Genomic DNA, 23,288 nt, shown 5'->3' on the forward strand with positions numbered 1-23,288 from the left:
CGCGCTACGGGTAGACGGTGATCGGAAGAGCCGCAGCATCCGCCGCCCAAATCGGAAAGCCCGCGAGCGCACCGTCACCGCTCATCGATAGCCCCGCACGCACGCTCGCCTCGCCCGGGTCGAGCTGGTAGACGGTGCGAGCCTCAAGGCTCGTGCTCCGCGAGGATCCCGCTGGCACGGCCAGCTCGAGCCGAAACTCGCCATCGTTCGAGCCGACTGAGACCGTGGCGTCTTCGGCGGCATCGTTCACCAGCGTCAGTACGGGCGTGGGCCCCGTCGGCGCCGCAAACAAGCTCGGCGTCTCGATCAGCGGCGCCGAGGCGTACCAGGCGAAGTCATCGCCCTCGTCCTCTCCGGTGGCCTGCCGTACGGCCGCGACCACGGGGGCGTCAGCAGCGACGGCGACCGAGTATGTGCCGACAGCGAGGTCGCCGAGGTCGACTTCGACAGGAACGCCCTCGCTGAGAGGAACCGTCTGCGCTTCGGAGTACGGGTCGATCGCGCCCGACTGCGTCACCGTCACCGTTGCTGTGGCCGAGTCGCTGGCCGCCAACACTCGAAGTATCGAGCTGCTGCCGCTCGTTCCGCCCTCGCCCGGGGCTGCAGCCACCTGCACGCCGACGATGTGCTGTTGCGTCGCAGCTTGCGCGATCGAGCCGACCTGATCGACTCCTACCGCGACGAGAGTGCGGGTGAGGCTGGTCTGCAGGGATGCATGCACCGGAGTTCCCACCGCCGTCACGCGAACGACAGGACTCTCTTCGCCCAGTAGCAGGCCGGCGAGGGGAAACACCCGCTGGGTCTTGGCAGGAAGCACCTGATCGGTTCCGCCCGGCGGGGTGATCATGCCGTCTGCACCGAATACTGTCAGCTCGACCGTCGCAGCGACATCGCCCGGGTTCGAGACGACGACGAGATCCGCGGCGCCCGTTGACGCCGATCCTCCGACCAGCCACGACTCAAGAAGTGCCGGCTGACACGCAGAGGCCGTGTAGCCGCTGAGATCTTCGGTGGCCACCGTCGTAGAGCCTGAGGCGGCGACGTCGGTGCGCACACGGTTCTGCGGCTCAGCGGTGAAGGCGAGGGGGCCGTTCTCGCCCGATGAAACGTTGGACTGGAGCGATTCCTCCACGGGCTCGGGCGAGCCCGCCAAGACGCCGCTGGTTACGCTCTGCGTCGCTGACAGGGCGAGCCCTGAAGCATCGGCGGCATCAACCCCGATCGACACCAAACCGCCATCGCATACCAGCACCGAATCCGACGCTGCCGGAAGCGCCTCAACCTGCACGGGTTCGTGCGCGAGTGTTGGCCACGGTAGCGAGATCGCTGTCACTACGGCCACCACCGCTGCCATAGAGACCAGGGTGCCTGCGAGCATGCGAGTGCTCGACGTGGCGAGTCGAAACGGGCGTCGATCGCTCATCGCCCCTCCTGCCAGTAGGGTCCGACGACGCGCGGGGTTCGACGCGCCGCTCGCCGGGTCGCAGCGGTCGGAATGGCCAGCAGCACCGCGATACCGACGACGGCGAGCTGGCTGATGGCGACAATCGTCGTCATCGTCTGTGTTTCTTCACTCGGTGCGGCGCGCTCCGATACCTCTGCGACCACTCGCCAGAGTTCGCCCTTGGCCGTCTCGCCCACACCCTCCAACGTGTCGCGCTGGTTGAGCGAAGTCGTCGCCGATAGTCGAAGAGCGCGCGCCGCAGGAGTCTCGTCACCGTCGTCGACGGCGAGCAGCACGAAGCTGATGCCTTGGGCGGCGAGCTCTTCGATCGCCGCGCTATCCGTCGATGTGACGAGGTCTGCGGCGAGGGTGCCCGTCAGCTCGTCTTGCTCGGTCGCGGTGGTTTGCGTTGCGATGACCGTCGACTGGCCGCCCAGCGTTTCGCTGCCGCCCCAGACGTACTGTGCGACAAGGCCCCCGCCACTTTGAGGAGTCAGCACCAGGGTTCCGACATTGGCGTCGTCTCTGCCTTCGGCTGCAATATAGGCGGGCAGCGTCGAGGCATCGCCTCTGTCGAGGTAAGCGGTGCCTCGAGCCATGGCGGTGAGAGACGGCAACGCTAAGACGATGATCGCGAGTGAGACGACGACCGCACCCGCAGCGCGAGCGGCACGAAGCCGCGGGGCAAGCGCCGCGTCGAGCGTCACCAGCGCCCCGCCCAGCACTCCGAGCCAGGCAAGGCTCAGCGCGGCCCCCGGCCAGAGTGCGACGACCTCGGATTCGTCGAACACCACGGCAATGCCGACGGCTGCGAATGCCGTTCCCAACCCGACGGCTGCGACAACGAGCAGTGCAATCCCTGAAGCCCATCGCTGCGAAAGCGGAGCGGCGAGCGCAAGGAGCGCGAGTGGCACCACGAGCAGTGGCACCCACCACACGCTGCCCTCGGGCAGCAGGGTCGCCCAGCCCGCGATATCTGGCGTGGGAATGCCAGCCGCGAGCAACGAGCGCCCCGCGGCATCTGCCGCAACCTGCGGACCGGCCCATGCCACGCCAGGATCGGCGAGCAGCACCCACCCGTCGCCTGTGGCAATCGCGTGCCAGATCAACGGAGCGAAAAAAACTGCGGTGGGAACAAGCAGCCAAACCAGCCTCGAAGCGCCTCGCCCGCCGCGCATCGCCACCACGAGCAGCAGCATCATCACCCACAGCGCCACAACCGCCGGCGCCAGCGACGGCGAGGCAGCGATCACGGCCACGAGAATCAGGGATGCTGCGCCGGCGCCGGCCCACGAGCGGTGCGCCACCGACGCCGCAACGAACAGCCACGGCAGCAGCACGTGCACGATGACAGCGGTCGGCCGGCCATCGACGAGCGCAATGAGGAACGTGGGCGCCAGCGCCCACGCGATTCCCGCCGTCATACGCAGCACAGAGCGTTCGGTCGCCCGCGTGGCCATGAACCAGCCGCCCAGAGCCGCCAGCGGCAGGGCGAGAATCCACAACACCACAATCGCCTGCGAAGGTTGCCATGGGGTCGTGGAACCGATCAGCGCCACCACCGTCGAAAAAGGGTCAGCGGGAGCAACGACGTCCCAGCCCAGGCTGAGCTGACCATAGGATGCGTCTGCCCACAGCCTGCTGACGGTTGTTCGCAGCGGCTGCAACGCGCCACCACCGAGCACCGGCCACGCAAGCAGGGCAGGGAATGCCACCACCGAAGTGACAAGAGCTGCCAGCACAAGCCATGCGCCACCGCCAGTGAAGAACCTCAGATCGCGGCGCGTCGGCACAGTCGGCGACTCTCCCGCTTCATCGGTGCCGAACACTTCGCGCAGCTGCGAACCCGTCACGCGAAGCGGTGCCAGCTGCGACCATGGAACGCGCTTGGCCTCGGCGAGGCGGCGCCGTGAACGCAAGATGGCGAGAGGCCGCCCGAGCGCCGTGAGCGACGCCCACCATTCCGGGCCGATCAGCTCAGGCTGCTTGCGCAGAAGCAGCAACACCGTGTTCCACGCTGCGAGCGGAAGCATCGACAACCACAGCAGCACAGCGGCGACGGGGTTTGCATAGACCAGGCGACGGTGCAGCTGCGCGGTGCGGGAGATGTACGCCGCGCGCTGCCGCCGCTGAGGCGAGATGGGCGCGGGAACGCCTGCCACACCGTCGCCCGCAGTCGCGACACGCGCTCGTGGCACGATCGACACTCGAGAGGAGGCAAGGCGCGCACGCACGCCGAGGTCGAGTCCTTGGTCAGCGCCGAGCAATGCCGCATCCAGACCACCAAGGTCGCGCCAGGCATCCGTGCGCACCAAGATCGCGCGAATGTCAGCGCCAAGAATGTCTTCTCGACCGTCGTGCTGGCCCTGATCGAGCTGGCCTTCGGCGTGCATGACCGTGCGGCCGAACCGGGTCATCGTCGCGCCCATCGACACCAGCTCTGAGCGATCATTCCAACGCGTCAGCTTCGGCGCGACGAACGCCAGCGAGGGCGCGAGCTCAAGCGCCGAGACGAGGTGCGTGAGGGCGTCTGTCTCTGGCGCCGTATCCTGCGCCAACAGCCAGAGAGCGTCTTCGTCGATGTCACTGATGGCGCCGGCTACGGCTGCGGCATAGCCGGTGTTCAGCGAGAGCGTGCGGATATGAGTGGGGGTTGCATCTCGCGCGATGCGATCAAGCTCTTCGTCCGCACCGCACAGCACTATCGTCAGCGCGTCGACCGGACGATGCAACGCCGCGATCGCCGTCAGAGTTCGTCGCAGGTGGAGGGCTGCGGGGGTGCGCCCATCAGGGCGTACAACGACGACTGCGTGAACTCGGGCGGGCATAGCGTGGTCAGACTAAGCCGAGATGCCCGCATGGCCGCGCCGCCACGCGCCAACCTGGGTGATTCGTATCCAGATGCTCAGCTAGCCAGGCGCTTGAGCTTGCGGCGTTCGCGCTCGCTCAGACCGCCCCAGATACCGAAGCGCTCGTCATTCTGCAGTGCGTACTCGAGGCATTCCGCCCGCACATCGCACGTGCCGCACACGCGCTTGGCGTCGCGCGTTGAGCCGCCCTTTTCGGGGAAGAACGCCTCAGGGTCGGTTTGAGAGCACAGCGCGTCTGTCTGCCATGAGAGGGGGTTGTCTTCTTCGACCTGGATCTGCCGGCGCACTCCAGGTACACCGAGCTGCACAGGATCGACGAACCAGTCGTCAGGAACGCCTGAGTTGTATGGCGATGCCGTCATTTCTCTTCTTCCCCCCGTGGGTCCCCCGGTGCCCGCTGTCCGCGGCTACCAGTAATTACACTCGTGTAGTTCGCGAAGGTCAAGTCGCGGATACTAAAGCCTCAAGCACCTCTTGAACGTTTGCGACGCGCCGACGGCGTGTCGCAAGGTGATAACGACAGCCAGTTCCGCCCGGTACCCTGAATCCACGATGGCCGTCTACTCCAAGCACCCTGCGTCAGCGCCACCTGCCCCGCCCATCCGCGAGAAGACGGGGCACGTGATGCTGCGTGCGTGGTGCGTATTTGTGCTGTTCAGCGCGTTCGCCGGCACAGCGTGGGTAAACGCGTTCGGCCTTCCGGTCAGCATCGTCATCACCCTCGGCGCGGGATTGTTGTCAGCGGTGCTGTGGGTGATCGTGCGCCCGCCTTTGCAGTGGCGGCGATTGCCATGGGGAATACTCGCCTACCTCGCTTGGGCCACGCTGTCTGTCGTCTGGTCTGCGTGGCCGGCGGCAACGTGGTTGACACTGCTTCTGCTCTACGTCACGACCCTGCAGGCACTGTTCGTCGGCAGCGTGCTGTCGTGGCACGAACTGGTGCGGGCAGTCGGGGCAGGGCTCAAATGGGTCATCGGCCTCTCGCTGGTTTTCGAACTCTGGGTGTCTGTCTTCGTCAAAGCGCCGGTGCTGCCGGGCTTTGTCGCCCGCACCGAATCCGTCGACCCGATCCTCTACTGGTCAAGGAACAACCTGTTCGACGGCGGTCGCATTCAGGGCATCGTCGGAAACGCCAATCTGCTCGGCGCCATCGCGCTGGTGGCCATCATCGTTTTCGCAATCCTCATCACGATGAGCCCACAGCGTCGCGGATGGCCAATCGCGTGGCTTGCGCTCTCGGTCTACATGTTCGTCCGTGCGGGGTCTGCCACGGCCGTGGTGGCCGCCGCGGCCGTGCTTCTTGTGCTGGCCACGGTGCTGCTGATGCGCACGGCGTCGAAGCCCGGCGAGCGCACCCGCTATTACGTCATCTACGCCGCACTCGCCGTCGGCGGCACTGTGGGGCTCTGGGTTATCCGCGATGCGATCTTCGGCGCCCTGGGCCGCACCGCAGACCTCACTGGGCGCGAGGCGATTTGGGATGCCGTGCTCAGTCGCACGGGCGAGCGCCCGTGGATCGGATGGGGATTTTCTACGCCATGGGTGCCGACCGAAGCCGCCTTCGATGGGTGGATCATCGATCACGGTGAGAGCGTGATGCAGGCGCACAACATGTGGGTAGATGTGTCGATGCAGCTTGGCATCATCGGACTCATCCTGATGGCGGGCATTTATCTTGCGTTCATCTGGCGCTCCTGGTTCTTTGCTGTCGACCGCCCCCGCTGGGACCTCGAGGCGAACCGGCCATACTCGACGATCACGCTGCTGCCGACGCTGCTGGCGACGGTATTGCTCGTGCAGGGAGTGGCCGAATCGAACCCCCTCATGCTGTGGGGTTGGATGCTGGTCGTGATGCTCGCGTCAAAGGTCAAGCAATCCCCGCTCGTCGGTGAAGGCCCCGCCGAGAGACGCGCCGCTATTGAACGCGGCGATGTGGTCGGCCTGCGGCAATGAGCGCGAAGCCCCGGGCAGCATCCATCGGCGATTTTCTCGCGTCGCCCGGCTTCGCCCGTGCTTACAGCCTGACCGTGCTGGGCTCGGTGTTCGCGTCGTATCTGATTGAACACACTGCCGGAAGGGTCACCTACGTCACCATCATCGTCGGCCTGTGCGCAATTGGCATCGCGGTGATGGTGGCTCGTCGCCGCGAACTATCGATCCTGCGCCTCATGCCGACCACGCTGCTGCTGTTCTTGGGCTGGGCGCTCGCCAGCACTTACTGGAGCACCGACGGCACACAGACTTTCGTGAACTGGGTGTCGTTGGCGGCAATCGCCCTGCTGGCGGTGGTGATCGGGCACATTCGCGACACGCTTCAGACCGTGCGCGCACTGGGCGACGTACTGAGGGTGCTGCTGTCGCTGTCGCTCGCGACCGAAGTGCTCTCTGGGGTGCTTCTCGACACCCCCTTCAGCTTCATCGGTGTTCAAGGCAACCTCGCGCAACTCGGTCCGATCCAAGGGATTTTCGGCACCCGAAACATGCTCGGCTTCGTCGCCGTGCTCGCGGTGATCACCTTTCTTATCGAGTACCGCACCCAGTCAGTTCGAGTCGGGCTGTCGCTCTATTCGGTGATTCTCGCTGGCACCCTGGCTGCGTTCAGCGACTCGCCCACGGTCTTCGCGATCGCGATCGGAACCGGCGCGGCCGTGGGGGCGCTGGCGCTCGTGCGGCACACGCGCCCAGAACATCGAACCGCAGTGCAATTGAGCTTGGGGGCGGCGGTAGTGCTCGCGCTCCTGATCGGATACTTCGCGCGTCACCCGATCATCCGGTTTCTCGGCGCGGGAACTGACTTCTCGCTGCGCGTCGACCTATGGAATCTGATGGTCGATCTCGTTCGATTCCACCCGGTCGAAGGCTGGGGGTGGTTCGGCCCGTGGGCCAAGACCGAGTTTCCCTTCAACGCGATCAATGTGCAGCTCGATGAAACACACGCCACCGGCCTCAACGCCTACTTCGATGTTCTGCTGCAACTGGGGTGGGTCGGGGTGATTCTATTCGCCGCGTTCGCCGGGATTGCGCTTGTGAGGGCGTGGATGGTGGCGAGCGAGCGGCGCTCCGTCGTCTATGCGTGGACGCCCCTCATCTTGGTGACGCTGCTCATCGATTCGATATTCGAGAGCTTCACTCTGACAGGCCTCGGGTGGCTCATGCTGGTCTTGTGCGCGGTGCGAGCCGGACAATCGAGGTCGTGGCGCGAGAACCTTGAGACCGAGACGATCTCATTGCCTCCTGCGAGTTCGGCATCACTCTGAGCCACTGCGTCAGCGTTCACAGCGGCGCGCGGTAAGCTCTTGAAGCCATGCCCACTGCAGACCACAACCCCGCAATCGAATCGTCCACTGACTTCGATCCCGCATCGTCGACGATTGCAGTTGTCACCTTCAACCGTTCAGCCCTACTCACCCGACTGCTCGAGAGCGTCGAGAAGATGGATCCCAAGCCGGGGCACATCGTCATCGTCGACAACGCGTCGAGCGACGACACCACAGAGGTCGTCGAGGGCTTCCGGGAACGGCTGGGCACCCAGCTTGTGTACCGCCGGCTCGATACCAACACGGGCGGTTCCGGCGGCTTCAGCGAGGGCATGCGTGTCGCCTACGAGCTCGGTTCCGAGTGGATCTGGCTGATGGATGACGACGTCGAGGTGATTCCCGATGGCCTGGCGAAAATGGGCAAGTGGGCGCCCCGCTTCAAGAGCATTCAAGGACGCCGCTACGACTACGACGGCAGCGAGTTCTACTGGCAGTACCGAATCGCCGAACGCATGGGTATTCCCATTCCATTCGCGCCAGCAGGTTTCGATGAGTCAGGCTTCAAGCCGATGAACTCGGGATGCTTCGAGGGCATGTTCATCAATCGTGAAGTCGTGCAGCAGATCGGCCTGCCCGACCCGAGGTTCTTCATCTACTGGGATGACCAGACGTATGGGTGGCTCGCGTCGCGCAAGACGCCCTCAGTGATCGTGGACGAGTTCGTCTTGCGCAGAACGCGCGAGATCAAGCAGTGGGACATGGGTGTTCGCCACATGAATGCCTCAAGCAACGCCTACCGGTACTACATCATGCGAAACCGCGGGCACATCAAGCAGTATTACCGCTCGCTGGGCGTGTACAACCCGGTGTTGTTCGCGCTGGGCACCGCACTGACCTTCGCCAAGGAGCTCATCCGGCTCGTCTTCGTCGAGCGCACCTTCCGCGGCACCAGCAATCTGTTCCGCGGACTCAGGGACGGCCGCAAGATCGCGAACGACGCCTCATGGCGCCCCATGCCGCCGCTTGCTGCTGTGCCTGCTGCTGGCTGAGCGGGACTGACTTGCAAGTGCCGAGGTTAGCTCTGGTCTGAGTTGTAGCGGTCCAACACCTCGGCGATCGGCCCGTCCATCACGAGCTGCCCTTTGTCGAGGTAGAGCCCTCGCGTGCAGAAGCGCCTGAGATCTCGTTCGCTGTGACTCACAAAGAAGAGGGTGCGTCCTTCTGCGAGCAGTTCGTCGATGCGACGGTAACACTTCTCACGAAAGGCTTTGTCGCCGACTGCCAGAACCTCATCGACAAGCATGATCGGCTCATCGAGTTGTGAGACCACTGCGAAAGCAAGACGCACCTTCATGCCGCTTGAGAGATGTTTGTAGGGCGTGTCAAGAAAGTCGCCCAGCCCTGCGAATTCGATCATGCTGTCGAATCGACGGGCGACCTCAGCGCGAGGCATGCCGTGCAGGCCTGATGTTAGTCGCACGTTTTCACGCACGGTGAGGTCGCCGACGAATCCGCCCGTGATCTCAATGAGCGGGGCGACTCCCCCGTTCACCATCATGTTTCCTTGGTCTGGAATCAGCACGCCGGCCACGAGCTTGAGAAGCGTGCTCTTGCCCTGGCCGTTGCGTCCAACGACGCCGATCGACTCGCCGGGGGCGACAGAAAAGCTGACATCGCGAAGCGCCCAGAACTCGTCTGGCCGAGAGCGACGCGACGAACCGGAGAACAGGTCTTTGAGATTTCGACGGCCGCGACGATTTCGGCGAAAGCGCACACCCAAATTGCGTGCTTCCATTGCAAGCTCAGACGCATCCATCACAATTCCTTCAACACCGGGCGCTCAAGACTACGGAACACGAGCATTCCCAGCCCCAGAAACGCCACGCTCATCATGGCCCCGACTACGACCGTGAGTGTGTCCCACTGGTCGGGGAAAAAGCCGACGCGGAACAGGGTGAAGATTCCGGACAGCGGATTGAACGCAGCGAGCTCGCTGAATACGCCTGGCAGATCGGCGACGCCGTAAATGATTGGAGATGCGTAGAACAATGCTCGAAGAATGAGCTTCGTCGTGCGCTCAAGGTCGCCCCAAAGCACACAGAGGGGCGCCACCAATAGCCCCAGCCCGACGAGCAGAGACGTCATGAGCAAAACGCCGACCGGAAACCACAGCAGGTTCCATGTCACGGGTGCACCTGTCACCAGGACGAACAGGATGAGCACCGGCAGCGACAGTATGAACTCGATGCCTTTACTCAGCACGATCCGAGTCACCCAGATAGAGCGAGGAATCGATGTTGAGCGCACAAGCCGGGCGTCTTTGTTGAAGGCACGTGTGAAGTCGGTGACCGCGGAGTTGAACCACACCCACGGCAACAGCGCTGTGATGAGAAACACCATGTAAGGCTCTTCACCGACCGACCGTTGAAACACCTGCGTGAACACGAACCAGTAGATGCCGCTCATCACGAGCGGATCAAGAACCGACCAGAGGTATCCCAGCGCGCTGGTCGCGTAGCGCACGCGCAGATCGCGTGCCGAGAGCAACCACAGCGAGTGAAGGTAGCGCCGGCTCGACCCTGCGGCGCCGACGGCAGTGGTGGTCACGATACTGAGTCTATGTGGACGTTCACGCAATCTCGTTGTGCCACATCGAAAGCGCCGCGCCGATTGCCATGTGCATGTCCAGATACTGGTACGTGCCCAGCCGGCCGCCAAAGCGCACGTCGCGCTCACCCTTAGCATGTTCGCGATACGCAAGCAGCATGGCACGATCGTCAGCCGTATTCACGGGGTAGTACGGTTCATCCTGCCGCGACGCGAACCGTGAATACTCACGCATGATCACGGTCTTGTCAGTCGGATATCGGTCTGCGCGCTCGGGATGAAAGTGCTTGAACTCGTGGATGCGGGTGTAGGGAATGTCAGCATCGGCGTAGTTCATGACGGGCGTGCCTTGAAAGTCGGCGAGCTGCAGAACCTCGGTCTCGAAGTCAAGAGTGCGCCAGCTCAGCTCACCCTCGGCGAAGTCGAAGTAGCGATCAACTGGTCCGGTGTAGACGATCGGCACTTGACCGACAGTCGCGCCTTTGTTCAGCGCCTGCGCGGAATCAAAGAAGTCGACGCCGAGCTTCACGTCGATGTTGGGATGATCAGCCATCCGTTCGATCCACGCCGTATAGCCGTCGCGGGGCAGCCCTTCCCACGTGTCGTTGAAGTACCGGTTGTCGTAGTTGTACCGCACTGGTAGCCGGCTGATGACTGAGGCAGGGAGGTTCTTCGGATCGGTCTGCCATTGCTTCGCCGTATAGTCCCGAATGAACGCCTCGTAGAGCGGCCGGCCGATCAGCGCGATCGCTTTCTCTTCGAGATTCGCCGCTGCTTTCACATCGAATTCGCCCGCGAGTTCGCGGATGAGCGCTCGCGCCTCGGCAGGCGAATGACTTGCGCGGAAGAACTGGTTGATCGTGCCGAGGTTGATCGGCATGGAATACACGACGCCCGCGTGGTTGGTATACACACGGTGCTGGTAATCGGTGAAGTCCGTGAAGCGGTTGACATACTCCCACACGGTGGGGTTGGAGGTGTGAAACAGGTGGGCACCGTAGCGGTGCACTTCGATCCCCGTTTCAGGATCATTCTCACTGTAGGCGTTGCCACCGATGTGCTCGCGGCGATCGATGACGGTGACTCGTCGACCTGCCTCGGCAGCACGTTCAGCGACGGTCAGGCCAAAAAAACCCGACCCAACGACCAGCAGATCCACTTCTATCGCATCCCAGAATCGGACGGAGCATGCCCGGGCGCCATCTCAAGCTCATCCGGGGGCAGCGGCGGCTTGGGAGGAAGCTTCGTCGGGTGCTCGATCAGCGGCGTCGATGGATGACTCAGCAGCTCTTGAGGACGAGGCTCGGTCGGGTCAACAATTCGGTCTGGGGAGTACTGCAGGAGCTTGACTCGCTCGAGCGAGTCCTCCAGCAGCGTGCGGTTCGTGTGGAGCATGTCAGAAATCACGAGCAGCGCGAAGCACAAGAGTGCGCCGACAAGCAGCGAGCTTCCTAGAACGAGCGACTGGATATGATCGCCGGCGACGCCCGCAACTGTGAGCACCAGAAACCGCACGAATGGAATGGCTGCGCCGATCAGGAACAGAATAGCGAGCGTCAGGAATACCACATGTGGCTTGAACATGATGTAGCTGCGCATGATCGCCTGCCCAGAGCGACCCATGTGCTGGAAGATGTTCTTGAAGAGCCGCGACTCGCGAGTTTTCGCATTGGTCGTGATCGGCACGCTCGCGATGCGAAGCCGCTTGTTGCCCGCCTGGATGATCGTCTCCATGCAGTAGCTGAACTGAGTAACCACGTTCAAACGAATGAGAGCCTCGCGCGAGTACGCACGAAACCCGCTCGCTGCGTCGGGCAGATCGGTGCCTGCAGCGAAATTCACGACGTTGCTGCCCACTGCTTGCATCATCTTCTTGAAGGGAGAGAAGTGCGCAATCGTCTTTGTCTGCCGGTCTCCGATCGCGATGTCGGCCTCGCCTCGCACGAGTGGCTGCACGAGGTCAGCGATGCGCTGTTGCGGATACTGATTGTCGCCGTCGGTGTTCACGACGATGTCGGCACCGTGCTGGAGCGCGTAGTCGATTCCGTCTCGGAAAGATCGGGCAAGCCCCATATTGCGTGTGTGGAACACAAAGTGCTCTACGCCGTGCTCTCGCGCGACCTCGACAGTGCGATCGCTGGATCCGTCATCAACGATGAGCACGAAGATCTCATCGATCCCGTCGATTTGGGTCGGGATGCTCTGAAGGACGAGCGGAAGCGTCTCCTCCTCGTTCAGGCACGGAACCTGAATGAACAGGCGCATAGATTTCCTCTCAGATCATGTGCGCTCGGCACCGGCTAACGGGTGCGCAATACGGCGCGATCTCCGAAATTCTAACCCAGCGACGTCGCTAAACCTGGGAAGTGCCCGACGCGCCCACCTCGCCGTTGGAATCCGCACTGCGTGCAAAAAGGGTCGCTCGCCACTGCCCTTCGGATGTCAGCGGTGACGCTCGATACTGAGCTACGAGTTCGGGCCAACGCCGACGCAACTCCCGATGCAAACGCACGCTCTCGACAATGAGTTCGCGAAACTGCGCACGGTCGCGTTGGTAAACATGCTGTCGACCGGTTGCTGCCAGTTCCACAACTGCGCTGTCGTGGCGCGCCAGCCGCCACCAGCGCGCTTGCGCTGCAGTCATCGACACCTCCGCGACGTCAGATTTCGGTCGGCTGCGCGGGCGACGCAACCACTGCAATACCAGCGACCGCAACAGAAAGAAACGCAACGACATGCCGGACGGCATCTGCGCCTCAACCTCGCGCGTCGTGAGGGGAGCCCCGCGAACGTCCCCCGACACCGGCTGCGTTTCGGAGTAGTTCTTGGCGAGCAATCGCGCCGAGTTGAGCACCGTGGGCAGGCCGAGGTGCATATGTTCAGGGCCTGAGAGCACCGCGCGCAAAGCGGTATGCCGCAGATCAACGGGGTAATACTGCATCGACATGAAGTGCTTCAGATCTACTCGGAAACTATGCGAAAGCAGTGTGCCGCCGCGAGGCGCTTCAGAATGAAGTAGCGCGGCGACGGTGCGGTTACGCGCGTGAAAATAGGCCTGCCAATCGATCAAGTCGTCTTTACCCACCCAAGACACGTGCCAAAGGGCTACACCGGGGAGCGAAAGCGTAGGGATCCCGTGGTTGCGTGCTCGCAACGAGTATTCTGCGTCATCCCATTTGATGAATGCCGGCAGAGGGAGACCCGCGCTCTCGATTGCTTGTCTTGGTATCAGCGACATCCACCAGCCGTTGTAGTCGGAATCCTTGCGCTCGTGCAGCCAGGGCGTGTTGGCGAGATCGTTTGTCGCGAAGTCCACGGGCATCTTTTCGTCGTCGAGCGTGCGCCACATAAAGGGCTCTTCGTCAACGACCTCCGCCCACGCGTAAAGCTTCGTGCGATCGAGCAAATCAAACATATGACCGCCAACGATCGTGGGCTCTTTGCAGAAAGAGCCGAAGACCACGGCGCGACGAATTGACTCAGGTTCGATCTCAACGTCGTCGTCCATGAGCATCACGAAGTTCGCTGTCGACCTATCGAGCGTCTCGAGCATCGCGCGCGCGTAGCCTCCTGACCCGCCAAAGTTGGGTTGGCAGATCACGGTGAGCCGGCCATCGAGCGTGGCTGCCGCGGCAGCGAAACGCGGGTCATCCGACGGATGCTGATCGCCCTGGTCAATGACGAAGATTTGGTCTAGCACCGAGAACAGCTCATTCGAGTCTGCCAAGACTGCCAAGGTCTTCGCGCAATAGCCGGGTTTGTTGAACGTCGTGATGCCGAGTGCGGCTTGTGGTTGAATGACTGGCACTGCGTCCGTCTGCCAACGCGCGTCGGTGATCGTGAGCTCAGTTGTGGCTGAGGCTTCAAACCATAGCCAACCGCCGGCGTCGAAGGAATTTAGGTCGACCGCAAAGCGAACGTGACCGCTAACGGTGTTCTGCGTGTCGATCAGATAAGACGAGCCAGCGGCATCTGAGCCGTGCATGCTGACTTCACCGACACCGTCACACCGGATGCTGAGTTCGACTCGATCGACCGTCGTCCAGTGGCGCCAGTAGCTCGCGGGAAATGCGTTGAAGTAGGTCGCGAAAGATGCGATCGTGCCAGATGCAACACAGACCGACGTCCGATCGACGATATTCACGCGATCGGGCCGCCGATCGACATAGAGCGGATGAACCTCGCTGTCCACGACGTCGGGGAAAATGACTTGCTGAAGAATCTGGGTCATTTGCTAGTCTCTGGCTGTCAGCCGTGAATTGATAAGCACGGACTCGCGCTAATTCTGCCATCTCGATGTCAGCACCCCCAAAGTGCCCTGCGACAAGCTCCTCTGCACTATCAGCTATCATCGCGCTGGACGCAACAAGCGGGCCGACCCGAGTCTAGACCCCGTCGGCGGACCCTAGAGCGGCGCCGAGAAGACAATGAACACATCAACAAGACGAAAGAACCACGCGTGATTGTCGCATTCGGCACCTATGACTCGATACGCCACCCTCGGGTAGGCATAATCATCGATGGCTTGCGGGCGAACGGCGTTGATGTGACCGAGCTCAACCGACCACTCGGATTCACTACCTCAGAGCGAGTCCGAATGCTACGTGAGCCCTGGCGGCTGCCTGCCTTCGGGTTTCGACTGCTGAGCCGATGGATTTCGCTGATCAAGGATGCTCGCGCACTGCGTCGCGAGGGTGCCGAGCCGTCGGTGGTCCTCGTCGGGTATCTCGGCCACTTCGATGTCATCCTGGCAAGACGCGTGTTTCGTCGTTCCACGATCGTGCTCGATCACCTGATCTTCGCTGGCGACACCGCTCAAGACAGGGGCACGGAAGGTCTTCGCGTGCGAATGTTGCGCTGGCTCGACAGCGCAGCAATTCGTTCCTCAGACCTCGTGCTCGTAGACACAACCGAACACGAAGCAATGCTGCCCGCGGGGGTTGAAAGTCTGGTCATTCCTGTCGGAGCCCGAGAGGAATGGTTCGTTGCACGGCCTTCGAACGATGAGCTAGTGCCGCTGCCCTCAGTCGTGTTCTTCGGACTGTTCACGCCGCTTCAGGGAGCGCCAGTGATCGCCGCCGCGATTGCGCAGGCACTCGACGACGGCGCTAAGTTCACGGCAACGATGATCGGAACAGGGCAAGACTGGGATGAAGCTCGGTCGCTGCTAGGAGATCGGCAAGGCGTTACCTGGATCGATTGGGTAGAAGCAAGCGAGCTACCCAAGCTGGTCGCTGGCCACGACGTGGGGCTCGGTATTTTCGGCACCGGACCCAAGGCACTGCGGGTGGTTCCGAACAAGGTCTATGAAGCAGCAGCAGCTGGGTGTGCCGTTCTGACCTCTGACACACCGCCTCAGCGGGCACTGCTGGGGGACGGTGCGATATATGCGCCACCGGGAGACGCCCGCGCGCTAGCCTCCGCGCTCGTCAAGCTCACATCCTCCGGTGCAGAGACCAAGGCAGCGCGCATCCGCGCGAGGGAGGCCGCCGAACAGTTCCGCGCGGCACGTGTCGTGGCGCCATTGCTCACGGCATTGGCACGTCGCGCATGAAGCATCTGCTGAAGGTACTGCGCTCGCCTGCCGTACGGTGGGGATTCTTGGCTGTTGCTCTCGTGTTTATTGTCTGGTTCGTCTGGAACAACTGGACAGAGATCGCTGATGCACTCGCTGAACTGTCACTCGTTGCACTCGCTCTCTCAGCGCTTGCGAGCGTCATCTATGTTTTGTTCACGCTCGAGGCCTGGCGATCCGTCGTGCGCGATCTAGGCAACCCGTTGGGATTCCGTTCATCGGTGCCGTTGTTCGGTATCAGCCAACTCGGAAAGTACATCCCCGGCGGAGTGTGGAACATCGCGGCAGCGGCCGAACTCGGACGAGCCCACGGGATCCCGAGACGACACTCAGTTGCTGCGATGTCGATCACGCTTCTTGTCTCCATCATTTCGGGAGTAGCAGTCGGCGTTATCGCGTTCGCAGTCTCACCTGGCCCGCTCTTTCAGCAGTGGGGCTGGGTCATCTGGGTCGCTGTACCGCTCTTGGTGTTACTCGTGCCCGCGATCATGAATCGCGTCATCTCAGTCGCGTGGAAACTTGCCAAGCTTGAGCCTCTCGATACTTCCATTTCGACCCGCGGCTTGACGGCGACAATCGCATGGTCGGTTGCGGCATGGATCACCGCAGGGATGGCCGTTGCCGCGCTCGCGATCGGCATGGGCGCGCCCCTCACTTTGCTCACGATTGCGCAGTGCATCGGCGGGTACGCACTCGCGTGGACCGCAGGGTTCCTTTTCATCGTCGCGCCCGCCGGCGCTGGCGTGCGCGAAGTAGTACTTGCGGCTTCGCTCGCTGGAACTGTTGACCCGGGCGCGGCCGTGGCTATTGTCCTAGTCAGCCGCGTGCTTCTCACGGCAGTTGACCTAAGTCTCGCGGGCGTCGGAGTCGTCGACGCCAGAATACTATCGCGCCGAGGCAGAGACTAGACGGCTTTGTCCTCTCGCCCGGCGGCTAGCCATTCGTCACCGTTCAAAGGTTCCATCTCGCCTCTTCCAGTAAAGAGAAGCGACAAGAATCGAGCCCGCCGCAACGAAGGCTGTCGCTGAGACCGCTGCGCCCGCTACCAGTCCATCTCCTTGATACACGAAAGATACGGTGTGTGTCCCGGCTGGAACGAAGGTTGCACTCATCGCATGGTCGGCCTCTACGACGTCAGCTTCGTCGCCATCGATCGACACACTCCATCCCCGGTGCATCCAGTCCGCGACAACCAAATAGCCGCCGCCTTCCGCCACCACCTCCACGGCCACCTCATCGCCAGAATCAGTGATGACCTCTACGGTCGCGTTCTGTCCCTCAGCAGTTGGACCTTGTTCACTCAGCACCACCGTGTCGGATGCGAGGCCTGGCTCCTGCAGGCGGGCCAGCCGATCGGAACTGTCGGTCACAACTTCGCTCGACGAGGCCCAACGCACCCGCGGAAGTGCATTCTGTCTCTCCCATACGGTTCCGCTCGCGTCGGCAAAGCTCAATAGCAAACCATCGTCGGTTGGTTCCGTGATCGCTAAGGCGGGCTCACCGCCCGTGTCTGCCACCAATACGACGTCTACGTTGGTGTGAATCTCAACCGTGAAGCCATCAGCGGAGGGTGCAAGCTCCTCGGCCGCGATGGGAACAAGAACGGGGCCGGGGTTCAATAGCTGCCGCTGGAGTGCACTGGTCGCTACCACCTCGCCGGCCGCATTTCGCAAAGAGATCTGCACGCTGACGCCGTCTTCGTTGCCCAGCGCCTGCTCAGCAACCGAAAACGTCACCGCACGAAGCGACGCGCTGGCTACATCGCGAACAAGGGGCTGGCCTGCCTCAGAAACGATGGTGTTGTCTGATATCACCTCGCTGTGAGGCTGGCCCGACGCGTCAACTAGCTTTCCGGGAGTCTCCGCTCCGGCTGGTGTTGTCCAAGCGGCCACTGACAGCCTGTCGAGCAACGCTCTTTGTTCAGCGGTTTCCACCCCGGGGAACGTAAGACTTGGATTGGTCGGAGATTGGCCCTCGCCAAATGCGCCCAGATCGAGCGCGACCAGATATTCCCGCCACGTAGTCGGCTGGAAGGTGTGCGCGGTTGCTGACCGCAAGCCGTAGGCCGACGCGGTTGACCCCATGAACGAGCCAGAGGTCGCCAGCCTCTCGCCTTCCGTCGCGCTTTCGAGTTCACTGATCAGCTGGAGCTGCGGATAGAAGTCCTCCGCATCTGTGAGCGGCCAATAGTTCGATACGGAGCTACTCATCTGCAGAGCCGCAAGCACCACGACGCCGGCGAACGCACCCGCGCGCAATGCTGCACGCGAACTTGCCAGGACCGCGACCACCGCAAGCACGATGATCCCGAATCCCGGTGCGGCATCCCAAAACAGATGTTCGGCTGTAACCTCCGGGATGCGTTGCCACACCCAAATTGTGAGTGCTCCCAGCAGGGCTGTACTCGCCGCGGCGATGACGAGAATCCGAGTACGAGGCCGTGCCGACTGTCGGAACACGCGCTCAACTCCGATGCCGGCGAGCGCCGACCCAAACAGCATTACCAGGTCACGCAATCGGCCGGAGTTGTTGCCAGAGAAAATGGGCAGATCAGCGAGCCACAGTGTCCACCACCCTTGCTGCCATACCACGGCTGCGGCCAGTGCTGTACCGACAGCCAGAAACGGCACAACGCCGCGCGCTTGACCGACCATGCGTGGACTCAGCAGCGCAACTAGAGCGAAGAACACCGCTCCGATACCGAGAAACGCGTACGCCTCGATCGGATTCGTCCCACCGCCGAACCCCACCTCGAAGAACGTCTCAGGGTAGAAGACCGAGAGAAACGATCGAATGGGCTGCTGCGAGAAAAACTGTCCGCTTCTCACGCTCAGGTCGACATCGGATAGCCCAATTGCGAACGGGATGAGCTGCACCGCGGCGAGCGCTATACCCAAGGCCACGGCTGCTACACCGATAGCGAACGTGCGGAGGCTGCCAGACACACTGTGGCGTGCTCGTTCTGCCACAATCCGCACAATGAAGTAGATGCCGCCCGCGTACAGGGCGTGGCCCGCAGCTGCGGGAAAGCCGCTCAGCATGAGCAAGCCAACCACTCCGGCGATTGGCAGCGAAGACCGCAACGTGCGCCGACGCACATATCGTTCGATGGCCCAAAATAGTGCGGGCATCATGGCCGCGACGGATGACTGCGCAGACCAGGTAGCCCACCCGACAAAGAACCCAGAACCACAGTAGAAAATTCCTGCGACGACGCCGGCTGCGCGACCCATGCCAATTCGACGCATCCAGAGGTACATGCCGCCCATGGCGAGCGCTATCTCAACCAGCTTCACAAAGCCGGGCGCATAGACAGTGGGCAACACCAAGAACCAGATCGTCGACAACGTAAGCGCTGGACTGTTGGTGCTTGCTAAGAGTTCGGTTCCCGGCCCGCCGAGCGATGACCACAGCGGCCACTCCCCGCTGAAGAGACGCTCGTGCATCTGAATATAGCTAGGCAGCAACGAGTCGATGCTGTCCCCCAAGAACGGATTGAGCACGCTCGGACGCATGCCTCCGTCCCACCATGGCGCGACTGACGCCAGCCGATCCATAGCGCTAAACGACTTGACACCGATCAACGCTGGCCCGAGATGTACGGCGATGACCGCAAGCAGTCCGGTCAGCGCAACAAGGGCGCCAAACACATCCGGACGTCGACGCCACCACCGCAAGAGCGCTTTGTTCATGACTGGCTCAACTGAGCCGTCATCGGTCGCTATAGAGGCATCAGCCACATCCTCGCCGGGGGCATGAGTCACACTGCACTCCTACATACTCAAAGGGCGTCTCTCGCCGCGGGCTCCGGCAAGTCTACCCAGGGTGGTCGCCAGCGTTCCTCGTTCCGCCCGCTGCATAGCATCGCGATGCTGCCTGTCGGCTAGAATCGGCGAGTGAATCACCATTCCCGCACCCGCGTCCTGCTGATCACCGGTGACATTATCGGACCGCGCATGGCAGGCCCTGCGATCCGGGTGTGGAACATGGCCGACCAGTTGGCTGCGACCTGCGATGTACGGGTCGTGTCGTGGGCGAAGATCGATCGTCAATCCGACATCTTCGCGTTGTTCTATGTGAATGACGGCGACGATCGGTCGATGCGAGAGCATGAGCAATGGGCCGACGTCATCATCGTGCAGGGCATCTCGATGCGCATGTATCCGTGTATCGCTCAATCAGACAAGATTCTCGTCGCCGATCTGTACGACCCGTTCCACCTCGAGCAGCTCGAACAGAACAAGCACCGCGACGCCGATACCTGGAACGAAGAAGTCCTCAAAGCGGTGTCACTCCTCAACGAACAGCTGGCCCGCGCGGACGCATTCATCTGCGCCTCTGAACGTCAGCAAACACTCTGGCTCGGCGCGCTCTCCGTCGCCGGGCGCATCAACCCTGCAACATATTCGGCCGATGCCTCGTTTGATTCCTTCGTGCGGATCGTTCCGTTCGGGCTTCCTTCCGACGACCCCGTGCAGTCTCGTCATGCTCTCAAAGGCGAAAGAGCCGGCATTTCCGTAGACGACAAAGTACTCATCTGGGGCGGTGGCATCTATGACTGGTTCGATCCGGTCACATTGGTGCGTGCTGTAGGACTGCTGGCTGCCGCGCACCCCGAGGTCAAGCTTTTCTTCATGAGTGCACGGCACTTCAACCCCGACGTTCCTGAGATGCAGGTGCTCCAGCAGACTGTTGAGGTCGCCGACGAGCTAGGTCTCACCGATCGATCGGTGTTCTTCAACGACACCTGGGTCGACTATGAAGATCGCATCAATTTCTTGATGGATGCCGATGTCGGTGTGAGCACCCACCCCGTGCATCTCGAAACCCGATTCTCGTTTCGAACACGAATTCTCGACTATCTCTGGGCAGGGCTGCCCATCATCACCACTGACGGAGACAGCTTCGCCGATCTCGTTCGTGATCGGGATCTCGGTGCCGTTGTCCCCCCGCAAGACCCTGAGGCCCTTGCGCGGGCGATTATCGAGGTGCTCTTCGACGACGCTCGACGCGAGAGCATCTTGAGCAACGTTCAGCAGGTGCGTGAGGACTTCACGTGGGAACGCGCGGTCGCGCCCCTACGCGACTTCTGCGAGAACCCGACTCGAGCACCTGATCGAGGCGCCGCCAAAGGCTCGCGTAGCACAGGTGGATCGGATCCGTTCAGCAGAATTCTCGCAATGCCCAAGGGACCGCGGCGCGATACGGCTCTGCTGGTCTATTACCTTCGCACTGGAGGTCTCAGCAAGACCTTCGGCAAAGCCCGAGAGCGTTGGGGCCGAGCGCGACGGCGATGAGCAGGCGGAGCGCCACGTGTGCTCTCGGCTAGGTCGCAGACGAGCGACTGTATAGTGTGACGCTGTTGATATCACCCGCAAGAAACAGAGGAACCGCGTGAGCGAACGCCCGAGCGAGCGATACGCGCGCCTTGCATCCGAACCGTTGATCCCCGTGACGGCGGCAAAGACCGGACTCCCAGGGGTCGGCCGTTCCATCGGAGAGATCTTCGCGCACCGCCACCTGCTCGGTCTTCTGGTGAGACGCGATATCAAGTCACGCTATAAAGACAGTGCGCTCGGCCTGCTGTGGACCCTCATCAACCCGATCGTTCAGCTGATCGTCTACTACACGGTGATGGGCCAGTTTCTCGGTGCTGCCCGCGGGATCGAAGACTTCGCGCTGTACATTTTCTCGGGACTCACGATCTTCGTCCTCTTCTCTGAGATCGTCTCTGGTGGTACGGGTTCGATCGTCAACAATGCGGGCCTCGTGAAGAAGGTGTATGTTCCGCGCGAGATCTTCCCACTCGCCTCCGTCGGCTCGGGGTCATTCACATTCGCTATGCAGGTCGCGGTACTCACCCTGGCGTGCGTCATCCTCGGCGCACCGCCGTTCACCATCGATTTGCTGTACTTCTTACCTTCCGTCCTTCTCGTTCTCATCTATGGCACCGCCCTTGCGCTGCTTCTGTCTGCGCTGAACGTCTACCTACGGGATATGCAGTACCTCACACAGATTCTTCTTATGCTGTCGATGTGGTCATCGCCGATCGTCTACGGCTGGACGATGGTGCGCGACAGCTTTGCACTGTTCGGATTTCCCTCCTGGGCTATTGAGGTCTATTCGACCGGCCCGCTCACGCTGGCCGTGCTGGGTTTCCACAAGGCCTTCTGGATCGCCGGCGAACCGACCGACTATCCTTCACACCTCTTGCTGCGCATGCTGATTGTCGGAGCCATCGGCATTGTGCTGCTTTGGCTCAGCCAAAGAGCCTTCACACGCATGCAGGGCAATTTCGCACAGGAGCTGTGACATGAGCATCCAAGACGCCGCAACCTCGCCCGACGAGCAATCCCCTGAGGTTGTCACCATTGAGGGAGTGTCAAAACGCTTCATCATTCGAAAAGACAATTCGCTCAAAGAACGCGTTGTCACTTTCGGTCGCCGCGGGCGCACACACCGCGAGGTCTTCGACTCGCTGCACGATGTCTCGTTCAGCATCCGCGCGGGAACCACGGTAGGACTCATGGGCCCCAACGGCTCCGGCAAGAGCACCCTGTTGAAGCTCATCGGCGGGATCATCGAACCAAGTTCCGGAAAGATCGCTCGACGTGGCCGACTTGCGGCGCTCCTCGAGCTGGGGGCTGGGTTCCATCCTGATCTGTCGGGGCGAGACAATGTCTATCTAAATGCGTCGATACTCGGACTTTCACGCGAAGAAACCGACGCCAGGTTCGATGACATCGTCGCCTTCTCTGAGATTGCTGACTTCATCGATACGCAGGTGAAGTTCTACTCGTCGGGTATGTACGTTCGCCTTGCCTTTGCGGTCGCGATCCACACGGACCCTGACATATTGCTCGTTGACGAAGTTCTGGCGGTCGGCGATGAGGCATTCCAACGCAAGTGCCTCGACAAGATTCGCGAGTTTCAGCGCGAAGGACGAACCATCATTCTCGTGTCCCACTCAGCTAGTCAGGTGATGGAAGTGTGCGACGAAGGCGTCGTGCTTTCCGCCGGCGAGGTGGTTTTCATCGGACCCGTCGATGAGGCAGCAAAGGTGCACCGTGAAGTGCTCGAGGGCAAGCGACGCGACGCGATTGCGGAAGAAGCTGTCGAAGTCGAGGACATGAAGCCCGAGATCACCGCCATCACCCTGAGGACCGCGAGCGGTGAAACAACCGTGGCTCCCGGTGAGGCTCTCACGATAGAGATCCATGTAAACCACAAGCAATCCGTCGCCAAGTGGAACACCGGGTTCAGTATCGACACTCCGCACGGTCAACAAGTTTTCGGTACCGGCTCTCGTCGTCTGAGCGAGCCGCACGAGGCCACACCCGCCGGGCCCAGGACGGTCACATATGTGCTTCCGACCCTCGGACTCGCTGGGGGACAGTACTTTGTCAATGCGGAAGTCGCCGACGAAAACGGAACTCAACAGGCTGTGCTTTGGCAGGGTGCAACCTTCGCGGTGCCGTTCGACCCGCGCCAGACGGGCACACTATACGCACAGGCACAGGTGTCGCTCTCGTAGA

At 61.9% G+C, this 23,288-nt stretch carries 17 protein-coding genes; 8 read left to right on the forward strand and 9 right to left on the reverse strand.

What is annotated here, in order from left to right; translation table 11 throughout:
- Positions 1-4: 4 nt before the first annotated feature.
- From SJY18_RS05560 to SJY18_RS05570, 3 genes are all read right to left on the reverse strand, one after another.
- Positions 5-1,423: a DUF5719 family protein gene (locus SJY18_RS05560; RefSeq protein WP_396668650.1), complete on the reverse strand. Its 1,419-nt coding sequence runs from the start codon at positions 1,421-1,423 to the stop codon at positions 5-7.
- On the reverse strand, positions 1,420-4,272 hold the full coding sequence (locus tag SJY18_RS05565) for a glycosyltransferase (protein WP_396668651.1): 2,853 nt from the start codon (positions 4,270-4,272) through the stop codon (positions 1,420-1,422). The genes SJY18_RS05560 and SJY18_RS05565 overlap by 4 nt, the downstream gene beginning before the upstream one ends.
- A 77-nt stretch (positions 4,273-4,349) precedes the next feature.
- A complete protein-coding gene (locus SJY18_RS05570) occupies positions 4,350-4,676 on the reverse strand; it encodes a WhiB family transcriptional regulator (RefSeq protein ID WP_396668652.1) in 327 nt (108 codons plus the stop codon).
- A 190-nt stretch (positions 4,677-4,866) separates the two neighbouring features.
- On the opposite strand from SJY18_RS05570, the gene SJY18_RS05575 reads away from it, so the two are divergent.
- From SJY18_RS05575 to SJY18_RS05585, 3 genes are read left to right on the forward strand one after another with little or no spacing between them, the layout of a single operon-like run.
- Entirely contained in the window at positions 4,867-6,267 is a 1,401-nt protein-coding gene (locus SJY18_RS05575) for an O-antigen ligase family protein (protein WP_396668653.1), read from the forward strand.
- Complete coding sequence (locus tag SJY18_RS05580; protein WP_396668654.1) at positions 6,264-7,571, forward strand: O-antigen ligase family protein; 1,308 nt, start codon at positions 6,264-6,266, stop codon at positions 7,569-7,571. Before SJY18_RS05575 ends, SJY18_RS05580 begins: the two co-directional genes overlap by 4 nt.
- A gap of 47 nt (positions 7,572-7,618) precedes the next feature.
- The gene (locus tag SJY18_RS05585; protein WP_396668655.1) at positions 7,619-8,620 is read left to right on the forward strand and encodes a glycosyltransferase; all 1,002 of its coding nucleotides are present in this window, start codon (positions 7,619-7,621) and stop codon (positions 8,618-8,620) included.
- A gap of 26 nt (positions 8,621-8,646) precedes the next feature.
- On the opposite strand, the gene SJY18_RS05590 is transcribed toward SJY18_RS05585, so the two are convergent.
- The 5 genes from SJY18_RS05590 to SJY18_RS05610 all read right to left on the reverse strand — a co-directional run bounded on the left by SJY18_RS05590 (position 8,647) and on the right by SJY18_RS05610 (position 14,409).
- Positions 8,647-9,387, reverse strand: a complete 741-nt coding sequence (locus tag SJY18_RS05590) for an ABC transporter ATP-binding protein (RefSeq protein WP_396668656.1) — start codon at positions 9,385-9,387, stop codon at positions 8,647-8,649.
- Entirely contained in the window at positions 9,387-10,178 is a 792-nt protein-coding gene (locus tag SJY18_RS05595; protein ID WP_396668657.1) for an ABC transporter permease, read from the reverse strand. Before SJY18_RS05595 ends, SJY18_RS05590 begins: the two co-directional genes overlap by 1 nt.
- Before the next feature lie 22 nt (positions 10,179-10,200).
- Entirely contained in the window at positions 10,201-11,337 is a 1,137-nt protein-coding gene (gene glf, locus SJY18_RS05600) for a UDP-galactopyranose mutase (protein ID WP_396668658.1), read from the reverse strand.
- Positions 11,338-11,339: 2 nt separating this feature from the next.
- Positions 11,340-12,443 (reverse strand): glycosyltransferase family 2 protein, encoded by a 1,104-nt coding sequence (locus SJY18_RS05605; RefSeq protein ID WP_396668659.1) that lies wholly within the window; start codon positions 12,441-12,443, stop codon positions 11,340-11,342.
- An 88-nt stretch (positions 12,444-12,531) separates the two neighbouring features.
- Positions 12,532-14,409 carry a glycosyltransferase gene (locus tag SJY18_RS05610; RefSeq protein WP_396668660.1) on the reverse strand — a complete coding sequence of 626 codons (1,878 nt, stop codon included), beginning with the start codon at positions 14,407-14,409 and terminating at the stop codon, positions 12,532-12,534.
- A gap of 228 nt (positions 14,410-14,637) precedes the next feature.
- Here SJY18_RS05610 and SJY18_RS05615 point away from each other — a divergent pair, with 228 nt between their 5' ends.
- Positions 14,638-15,732 (forward strand): glycosyltransferase, encoded by a 1,095-nt coding sequence (locus SJY18_RS05615; protein WP_396668661.1) that lies wholly within the window; start codon positions 14,638-14,640, stop codon positions 15,730-15,732.
- Positions 15,729-16,661 (forward strand): lysylphosphatidylglycerol synthase domain-containing protein, encoded by a 933-nt coding sequence (locus SJY18_RS05620; RefSeq protein ID WP_337338913.1) that lies wholly within the window; start codon positions 15,729-15,731, stop codon positions 16,659-16,661. Before SJY18_RS05615 ends, SJY18_RS05620 begins: the two co-directional genes overlap by 4 nt.
- Positions 16,662-16,697: 36 nt before the next feature.
- Here the strand turns inward: SJY18_RS05620 and SJY18_RS05625 are convergent, their stop codons facing one another.
- A complete protein-coding gene (locus tag SJY18_RS05625) occupies positions 16,698-19,517 on the reverse strand; it encodes a hypothetical protein (RefSeq protein ID WP_396668662.1) in 2,820 nt (939 codons plus the stop codon).
- Between the two features lie 132 nt (positions 19,518-19,649).
- Here SJY18_RS05625 and SJY18_RS05630 point away from each other — a divergent pair, with 132 nt between their 5' ends.
- From SJY18_RS05630 to SJY18_RS05640, 3 genes are all read left to right on the forward strand, one after another.
- Positions 19,650-21,050: a glycosyltransferase family 4 protein gene (locus tag SJY18_RS05630; protein WP_337338915.1), complete on the forward strand. Its 1,401-nt coding sequence runs from the start codon at positions 19,650-19,652 to the stop codon at positions 21,048-21,050.
- A gap of 97 nt (positions 21,051-21,147) precedes the next feature.
- Positions 21,148-22,065, forward strand: coding sequence for an ABC transporter permease (locus SJY18_RS05635; protein ID WP_337338916.1), 918 nt, complete (start codon positions 21,148-21,150; stop codon positions 22,063-22,065).
- 1 nt (position 22,066) lies between these two features.
- Positions 22,067-23,287 carry an ABC transporter ATP-binding protein gene (locus SJY18_RS05640; protein ID WP_396668663.1) on the forward strand — a complete coding sequence of 407 codons (1,221 nt, stop codon included), beginning with the start codon at positions 22,067-22,069 and terminating at the stop codon, positions 23,285-23,287.
- The last annotated feature ends 1 nt before the right edge of the window (position 23,288 follow it).

It is taken from the genome of Microbacterium sp. R86528, assembly GCF_044596335.1.
In the GTDB taxonomy this organism is placed as follows: domain Bacteria; phylum Actinomycetota; class Actinomycetes; order Actinomycetales; family Microbacteriaceae; genus Microbacterium; species Microbacterium marmarense.